The following is a 7,618-nucleotide window of genomic DNA, read 5'->3' as shown; positions in this document are numbered from 1 at the left end:
GCCGCGAGCCTGGCCACCACGGACCCCGTCGCGGCGCTGTCGGCGGCGCAGCGCGCCGACCAGCGGGCCCGCTCCGCCGCCCAGCTGGCCGACGCGGACGTGTCGGCGTTTCGGGCCCCGCAAGCCTCGGGACCCGGCGGGACGGGGGCCGGGGCGATCCTGTCGGGAATCCTGATCGGCAACGTGCTCGGCGGCGGGTCGGGCGGCTCGCGGGGCGGGGCGATGGTGCCTGGCAGCTACGGGGGCGGAGGCACCCGGGGCCGTCGGGGTGCCGGCGGCCGCTTCTGAACGAACCTCAATCAACGGGATGACGATGACCAAGGAGGAAGACCAGTGAGCAAGAAGCAATCGATCTTCGGACGAGTGGCGCAGCTGGCGAAGGCGAACATCAACGCCCTGCTCGACTCCGCCGAGGACCCCGAAAAGATGATGGATCAGATGATCCGCGACTACACCGACAACATCTCCGAGGCCGAACAGGCGATCGCCCAGACCATCGGCAACCTGCGCCTGATGGAGGACGACCACCGCGCCGACGTCGCCGCCGCCGCGGAGTGGGGCACCAAGGCCGCCTCGGCCAGCGCCAAGGCCGACCAGCTGTCCACGTCGGGCGACACGGCCGAGGCCGAGAAGTTCAACCAGCTGGCGCGCGTGGCGATCGGCAAGCAGATCGCGTCCGAAAACGAGGCCAAGACGGCCGAGCCCGCGATCGCCTCGCAGCAGGAGATCGTCGACAAGCTCAAGACGGGCCTCGAACAGATGAAGACGAAGCTCACCGAGCTGAAGACCAAGCGCGATTCGCTGGTGGCCCGCGCCAAGACCGCCCAGGCGCAGTCCCAGGTCCACGAGTCGATCAAGAGCATCGACATCATGGACCCCACCAGCGAGGTGAGCCGCTTCGAGGAGAAGATCCGCCGCCAGGAGGCCCAGGTGCGGGGCCAACAGGAACTGTCGGCGTCCTCCCTGGACTCCCAGTTCCAGGGCCTCGACGACGTCGCGCTGGAGGCCGACGTCGAGGCGCGCCTGGCCGCCCTGAAGACCGCGGCCTGAGAAACACCGCCACCTCACGGGCGTTCCCGCCGAGGGGGCGCCCGTGTCGCCGTCCCGCCGTCCCGCCGACACGCCGACACGCCCCACGCCGCCGCAGCGTGGTCCCGTGCGCGGCCGCTCCCGCTTCCTAGCCCCCTGCGCCCCGTTCTGGTTCGGGATGTCCTCGCCCGTTCGCGGCGTGGTCGCGTGTGCGGCCGCTCCCGCTTCCTAGCCTCCCGCGCCCCGTTCTGGTTCGGGATGTCCTCGCCCGTTCGTGGCGCGGTCGCGTCCTGCCGCCGATGCCCGTCGCGGCTCGCGGCCGCTGTTGCTTCCGAACGCCTCCGCTCGCGGTGCCAGCGCGGCAACCGCGTGCGGGTCACACCTCGAGAACGTGCGGCACGATCATCGGCCGCCCGCGGGAGGCGTCGTTGACCCACCTGCCGACCGTGCGCCGCACCGACTGCTGGTGCGGGTCCGAGCCGCCGTCGGCCGCCCCCGTGCCCGCCCCGCTCGGGTTGCGCGAGCCATGGGCGACGTCTTGGTCGTTCGCGGCGTGGTCGCGTCGTTCTGCTGCTCACCGCCCCGTTCGGGTCTCACCCGCCGTCCGTGGTGGTCGGCTTGGGGTGTGTGTATCATAGTGATATCACTTCAATATCCCTGGAGGTTGTCATGGAGCGTCGGGCGTTTCGGATGTCTGGCTTCATTCCCGTTCTGCTGTTCATCGCCTACCTGATCGTCGGCGGCGTGGTGATGTCCAAGATCCCCGACGACGGCGGCAAGGCCACCGGCGTCGTCGTGGTCGTCATCGGCGTCATCCTGCTGGCGATGCTGACGGGGCTGACCGTGATCAACCCCAACGAGTCCAAGGTGATCCAGTTCTTCGGCCGCTACGCGGGCACCGTCGACACCCCCGGATTCTGGTGCACCTGGCCGCTGACGGCCAAGCGCACCGTCAGCAAGCGGGTCCGCAACTTCGAGACCACCCAGGCCAAGGTCAACGACGCCGACGGCAACCCCGTGGAGATCGCCGCGGTCATCGTGTGGAAGGTGACCGACCCCGCCAAGGCCGTCTTCGCCGTCGACAGCTTTCTGTCCTACGTGTCCATTCAGGCCGAGTCCGCGCTGCGTCACCTCGCCACCTGCTACCCCTACGACTCCCACGAAACCGACCGCATGAGCCTGCGCGACGGCGCCCAGGTCGCCGAGGAGCTCACCGCCGAGCTGCGCGAACGCGTCACCACCGCGGGCGTCGAGGTCATCGAGACCCGCATCACCCACCTGGCCTACGCGTCCGAGATCGCCCAGGCGATGCTGCGCCGCCAGCAGGCCAACGCCGTGGTGGCCGCCCGTAAGCGCATTGTGGAGGGAGCCGTGGGCATGGTGCACCTGGCGCTGGAGCGCATCGACGAGCAGAACATGGTGGCGCTCGACGAGGAGCGCAAGGCGTCCATGGTGTCGAACCTGCTGGTGGTGCTGTGTTCCGACCAGGCCACCCAGCCCGTGGTGAACACCGGGTCGCTGTACTCGTAATGGCTGAGCGCAAGCACGTTTTGGTGCGGCTCGATCCGGCGGTCCACGACGCCATAGCCAAGTGGGCCGCCGACGAGCTGCGCAGCGTCAACGCGCAGATCGAATTCGCGCTGCGCATGGCGTTGAAACAGGCCGGACGCGAACCACGCTCCGGCAATGACAAGTAGTCTCGCGCCGTGACGCCTTGGAAGAACACCCGAGTGACGGTGCGGGTCCCCGCCACCTCGGCGAACCTCGGCCCCGGCTTCGACTGCCTCGGTCTGGCGCTGACGCTGTACGACACCGTCAGCGCCGAGGTGATCGACGGTGACCCCATGGTGACTGTGGACGGCGAGGGCGGCGACACGCTGCCGCGCGACCACACCCATCTCGTGGCCGCGAGCCTGCGGATGGCCGCCCAGGCGGCCGGGCTCACCCCGCCGACGGTGAAACTCCACTGCCGCAACAACATTCCGCAGGCGCGCGGTCTCGGATCGTCATCGGCGGCCATTGTGGCGGGTGTGTCGCTGGCGCGGAACCTGGCGCGCGAGGCCATACTGGACGATGAGGCGGCCCTGGAGGTCGCCTCGGACATCGAGGGCCATCCGGACAATGTGGCCCCCTGCCTGCTGGGCGGGTTCACCATCGCCTGGACGCGGGACGGCCGCGCTCGCGCGGTGCGCCGCGCCACCGCCGTCGGCCTGGCGCCCGTGGCGTACGTGCCGCTCGAGCGCGGTCTCACCGCCGTGGCGCGCGCCCAGCTGCCCGCCTCCGTCCCACATGCTGATGCCGTGTTCAACGTCTCCCGCGCGGCCCTGGCGGTGGACGCGTTCACCACCGACGCCCGCCTGTTGCTCGACGCCACCGCCGACCGGCTCCACCAGCCCTACCGCGCCCCCACGATGCCCGCCTCCGCTGAACTGGTGGAAGCGTTGCGCGCCAAGGGAATCCCCGCCATGATCTCGGGAGCGGGACCCACCGTTGTGGCCTTCACGGCCGCGCCGCCGCGCGCCGACGGCTTCGACGTCCGTGTGCTGGGTGTGGCGGACGGGGCACGAGCAGTTTGAAGACACTCGGGGGCGGGTGTTGCCGTTGGTTTGATCATTGATTATGCTGTGTGCAATACAGCCGTGGCACAACCAGTGCGCGTCTGGTCTTCTCCGGGGTAGTGCAGCTCCGAATCGATTTTCATGCCGACACTGTAGGAACGGTTTTTCGCAGAGTCTCTCTTTACACGCAGGGTGTATTGCACGATCTTATGGTGCGTGTGTCCGAAGTGGGCGAGAAACCTATTCACTGCAGGCATGGAGTCGAGGTTCTGTTCTTCCTCCATTGTGATCAAACGCGCCGTACCCGGCAAACCCGAAGCCGCGCATAGGAAGTCGCGGCAGTTCGAGGGAAGGAATCCATTGAGCGACACCACCGGTAACACGCCGGAATCAGACTCGGGCGCCACCACGGCGACGAGCACCCGGCGGCGGCGTGCCGGCGCCGGCCTGGCTGGCATGTTGATGCCCGAGTTGCAGCAGCTGGCCAACAGTCTGGGCATCCCGAGCATTGGGCGGATGCGTAAGAGCGAACTGATCACCGCCATCCAGGCCCGGCAATCCGGGGACTCGGCACAGCCGACGCTTCCCGTTGCTGAAACCGACGCGGCGAGCAAGAACGGCTCGTCCAAGCGGGACGAAGACTCCACGGCGCCGGCCCGGCGCGCCACGCGCGCGGCCGGTCCGCCGCAGCCCCGCCGTTCGGCGGTCGTGGCTGCCGAGACCGAGACCGCCACCCAGGCGTCCACGACCGTGGCCGTCGAGGACAGGGACGACGCCAGGGACGACGCCTCCGAGGCCAAGGACGCCTCCGATCGCGGCGAGCGCCGACAGCGTCGGGAGCGTTCGCGCCCCAATGCCAACGGCGGCAACGACAAGGACGCCGAGGCCAAGAAGTCCGAACGCGGGGGCGAGCAGCGTTCCTCCGACCGCCAGCAGCAGAACCAGCGCGGCGGCGGCAACGACGAGGGGCGGCGCAACCGTCGCCACCGCGACCGGGGACGCGACCGCGATCGTGACCGCGACCGGGGCGACCGCAGCGACCGCAGCGACCGCGGCGACCGGGGCGACCGGGGACGCGGCGGACGGGACCGCGGCGAGCCACAGGTCAATGAGGACGACGTCCTCGTGCCCGTGGCGGGCATCGTCGACATTCTCGACAACTACGCGTTCCTGCGCACCTCCGGCTACCTCGCCGGGTCGACCGATGTTTACGTGTCCATGTCTCAGGTCCGCAAGCACGGCCTGCGCCGCGGCGACGCCGTCACCGGAATGGTGAAGGCGCCCAAGGAAGACGGCGACAACGCGAACAACAACAACAACTCCGGCAAGCAGCGGCGCGAGAAGTACAACCCGCTGATGCGCCTGGACACCGTCAACGGCACCGAGCCCGACCAGGCCCGCAAGCGCCCGGACTTCTACAAGCTGACGCCGCTGTATCCGCAGCAGCGTCTGCGTCTGGAGACCGAGCCGCACCTGCTGACCACCCGGGTCATCGACCTGGTCACCCCGGTCGGCAAGGGGCAGCGCGCCCTGATCGTCTCGCCGCCCAAGGCCGGCAAGACCATGGTGCTGCAGGCGATCGCCAACGCGATCACCGCCAACAACCCCGAGTGTCACCTGATGGTGGTGCTGGTGGACGAGCGGCCCGAAGAGGTCACCGACATGCAGCGCTCGGTCAAGGGCGAGGTCATCTCCTCGACCTTCGACCGGCACCCGTCGGACCACACCACCGTGGCCGAGCTGTCCATCGAGCGCGCCAAGCGCCTGGTGGAGCTGGGACACGACGTGGTGGTGCTGCTGGACTCGATCACCCGGCTGGGCCGCGCGTACAACAACGCGACCCCCGCCTCGGGGCGCATCCTGTCGGGCGGCATCGACTCCACGGCGCTGTACCCGCCGAAGAAGTTCCTGGGCGCGGCCCGCAACATCGAAAACGGCGGCTCGCTGACCATCATCGCCACGGCGCTGGTCGAGACCGGCTCCATGGGCGACACCGTGATCTTCGAGGAGTTCAAGGGCACGGGTAACTCCGAGCTGCGCCTGGACCGCAAGATCGCGGACAAGCGCACCTTCCCGGCGGTGGACGTGCACCAGTCGTCCACCCGCAAGGACGACCTGATGATGGGCCCCGACGAGACCGCCATCATGGTCAAGCTGCGCCGGGTGTTGGCCTCGCTGGAACCGCAACAGGCCATCGACCTGCTGCTGGACCGCTTGAAGAAGAACAAGACCAACGCGGAGTTCCTGATGGGCATCGCCAAGACGACGCCGAACGTCGTCGACTGATCGGAAGTAACCAAAACGTGGGGGTGCCGCCAGGTGCCCCCACGTTTTTTGTGCGACAAGGGGGTATGTCCGTGGCGAACCTGGCGTCGCTCGGCCCGATCGAACGGCTGGAGGCCGCGCCGCGCCGGCTGCTCCTCGCCGGACCCGGCGACTCCGCCGGTCTGCGGCTGGTCGCCTGGTCGGCGGCGGGTTTCCGCGCCCCCGTGGGCCGCGACGACATCGCCATCGACCTCGACCCGTCGGTGCTGTCGATCGACGCCCACCCGGCGGGCCTGCGGGTCACGGCCCGCGCCGACGACGTGTCCACCACCGTGGCCATACGCCTGGGGGAGTCGCGCGCCGAGGTGGCCGTGGCCGTGGGTTCCAGGCCCGAGGTGGTCGCCGAGCCCGCTCGGAACTGGCGGGTCGACGCGGCCCGCGCGGCCGGCGGCCTCGACGGCCCACGACTGGACTACGACTTCACGCGGTCGAGCGACAACCGCGCGGTGTACGCGGCGCCGCCGCGAAGGCTCCCGATCCCCGGGCAGCCGCGGCGGCTGTCGATGTGGATCGACGGGGACGGGCGCGGCGCCTGGCCCACCCTGCACTGCCTCGACGCCGATGGCACCGACCTGGCGCTGCGGTCCGAGCACCTGGAGTGGGAGGGCTGGCGCGAGATCGATTTCGTCGTCCCCGACACCGCCGCGTATCCGCTGCGGCTGCGGCGCTTCTACCTCGCCGAGACGCGCCCCGCCGAGCGGTATCGCGGCGCGGTGACGCTCGGGACGATCACCGCGCACGTTCCCCCCGAAGTAGACATTCCGCCCGAGCCTGTGTCGCGGCCCCTGGAACGCGAACGCCTCGACGACTTCGACTGGCGCTTCGCCGTGCTGTCCGACACCCAGTTCGTCGCGGCCGAGCCCGAGGACCGGCTCGTGGACGCCGCGCGGATCATGTTGCGCGACATATCATCCCGGGACTGCGAATTCGTCCTCATCAACGGCGACTTTGTGGACGACGGCGGCGCGGCAAGCCTCGAACTGGCGCACGGCGTCCTGGAAACCGAACTCGCCGACGGTCCACCGTGGATATACGTCCCCGGCAATCACGAGATCGCCGGCGGCGACATCGCCGCCTTCCGCGCCCGCTTCGGGCCCGCCCGCGTCGTCCGCGACCACCGCCGCACCCGGCTGATCACCCTGGACACCTCAAGCCTGTCGATCGGCGCCGACCAGCTGTCGTGGCTGTCGGCGCAGCTCGACGCCGCCGCGGCCGCCGACCACATCGACGCCGCGCTCGTCGCCACCCACGTCCCGCCGCACGACCCCACCGGCCACGGCGCCAGCCAACTGTGCGACCCCGCCGAGGCCCGCGCCCTGGAACGGATGCTCGCGGCGTTCGCCCGCGACGCCGCGAAGGGCTGCTGCCTCGTCGCGGGCCACGCGGGCGTGTTCGCGCACTGGCTGCGCGACGGCGTCGCCTACGTCGTCAACGGCAACTCGGGCAAGACCCCGGCCGCGCCCGAGCGCCGCGGCGGCGTGCTCGGCTGGACCGAGATCGGGGTGCGGGCCCATCGCGGCCGCCCCGACTGGCTGGGTCTGCGGGTGCGCCGACCCGACGTCACCCAGATCACGGGCTCCTGAGCGGCGGGGGAATATCGGCGCGGGCTACGATGTTTCGTCGGCCGCGTCGGGGAAAACCCCGCCGCACACCTGCCAGTCCCGGTTCCGGTTCACGCCACTGGCGACCCGGCGACCGAAGAAAGA

6 protein-coding genes and 1 pseudogene are annotated in these 7,618 nt (G+C 70.0%); all 7 read left to right on the top strand.

Annotated elements, in window-relative coordinates; all coding sequences use genetic code 11:
- Nucleotides 1-288, top strand: a pseudogene (locus tag VE172_RS10395) (TPM domain-containing protein); the annotation flags it as partial.
- Between the two features lie 45 nt (nucleotides 289-333).
- Entirely contained in the window at nucleotides 334-1,050 is a 717-nt protein-coding gene (locus VE172_RS10390) for a PspA/IM30 family protein (RefSeq protein WP_324800841.1), read from the top strand.
- 669 nt (nucleotides 1,051-1,719) lie between these two features.
- Nucleotides 1,720-2,559, top strand: coding sequence for an SPFH domain-containing protein (locus VE172_RS10385; protein ID WP_324800840.1), 840 nt, complete (start codon nucleotides 1,720-1,722; stop codon nucleotides 2,557-2,559).
- Nucleotides 2,559-2,726 (top strand): type II toxin-antitoxin system antitoxin, encoded by a 168-nt coding sequence (locus VE172_RS10380; RefSeq protein ID WP_324800837.1) that lies wholly within the window; start codon nucleotides 2,559-2,561, stop codon nucleotides 2,724-2,726. Before VE172_RS10385 ends, VE172_RS10380 begins: the two co-directional genes overlap by 1 nt.
- Before the next feature lie 9 nt (nucleotides 2,727-2,735).
- Entirely contained in the window at nucleotides 2,736-3,605 is an 870-nt protein-coding gene (gene thrB / locus VE172_RS10375; protein ID WP_324800835.1) for a homoserine kinase, read from the top strand.
- Nucleotides 3,606-3,947: 342 nt separating this feature from the next.
- Nucleotides 3,948-5,873, top strand: coding sequence for a transcription termination factor Rho (gene rho, locus VE172_RS10370; protein WP_324800832.1), 1,926 nt, complete (start codon nucleotides 3,948-3,950; stop codon nucleotides 5,871-5,873).
- Between the two features lie 65 nt (nucleotides 5,874-5,938).
- The gene (locus tag VE172_RS10365) at nucleotides 5,939-7,495 is read left to right on the top strand and encodes a metallophosphoesterase family protein (protein WP_324800829.1); all 1,557 of its coding nucleotides are present in this window, start codon (nucleotides 5,939-5,941) and stop codon (nucleotides 7,493-7,495) included.
- Nucleotides 7,496-7,618 lie beyond the last annotated feature (123 nt).

The organism is Stackebrandtia sp., from assembly GCF_035643755.1.
Taxonomy (GTDB): domain Bacteria; phylum Actinomycetota; class Actinomycetes; order Mycobacteriales; family Micromonosporaceae; genus Stackebrandtia.
This window is presented reverse-complemented; position numbering and strand designations above follow the sequence as displayed.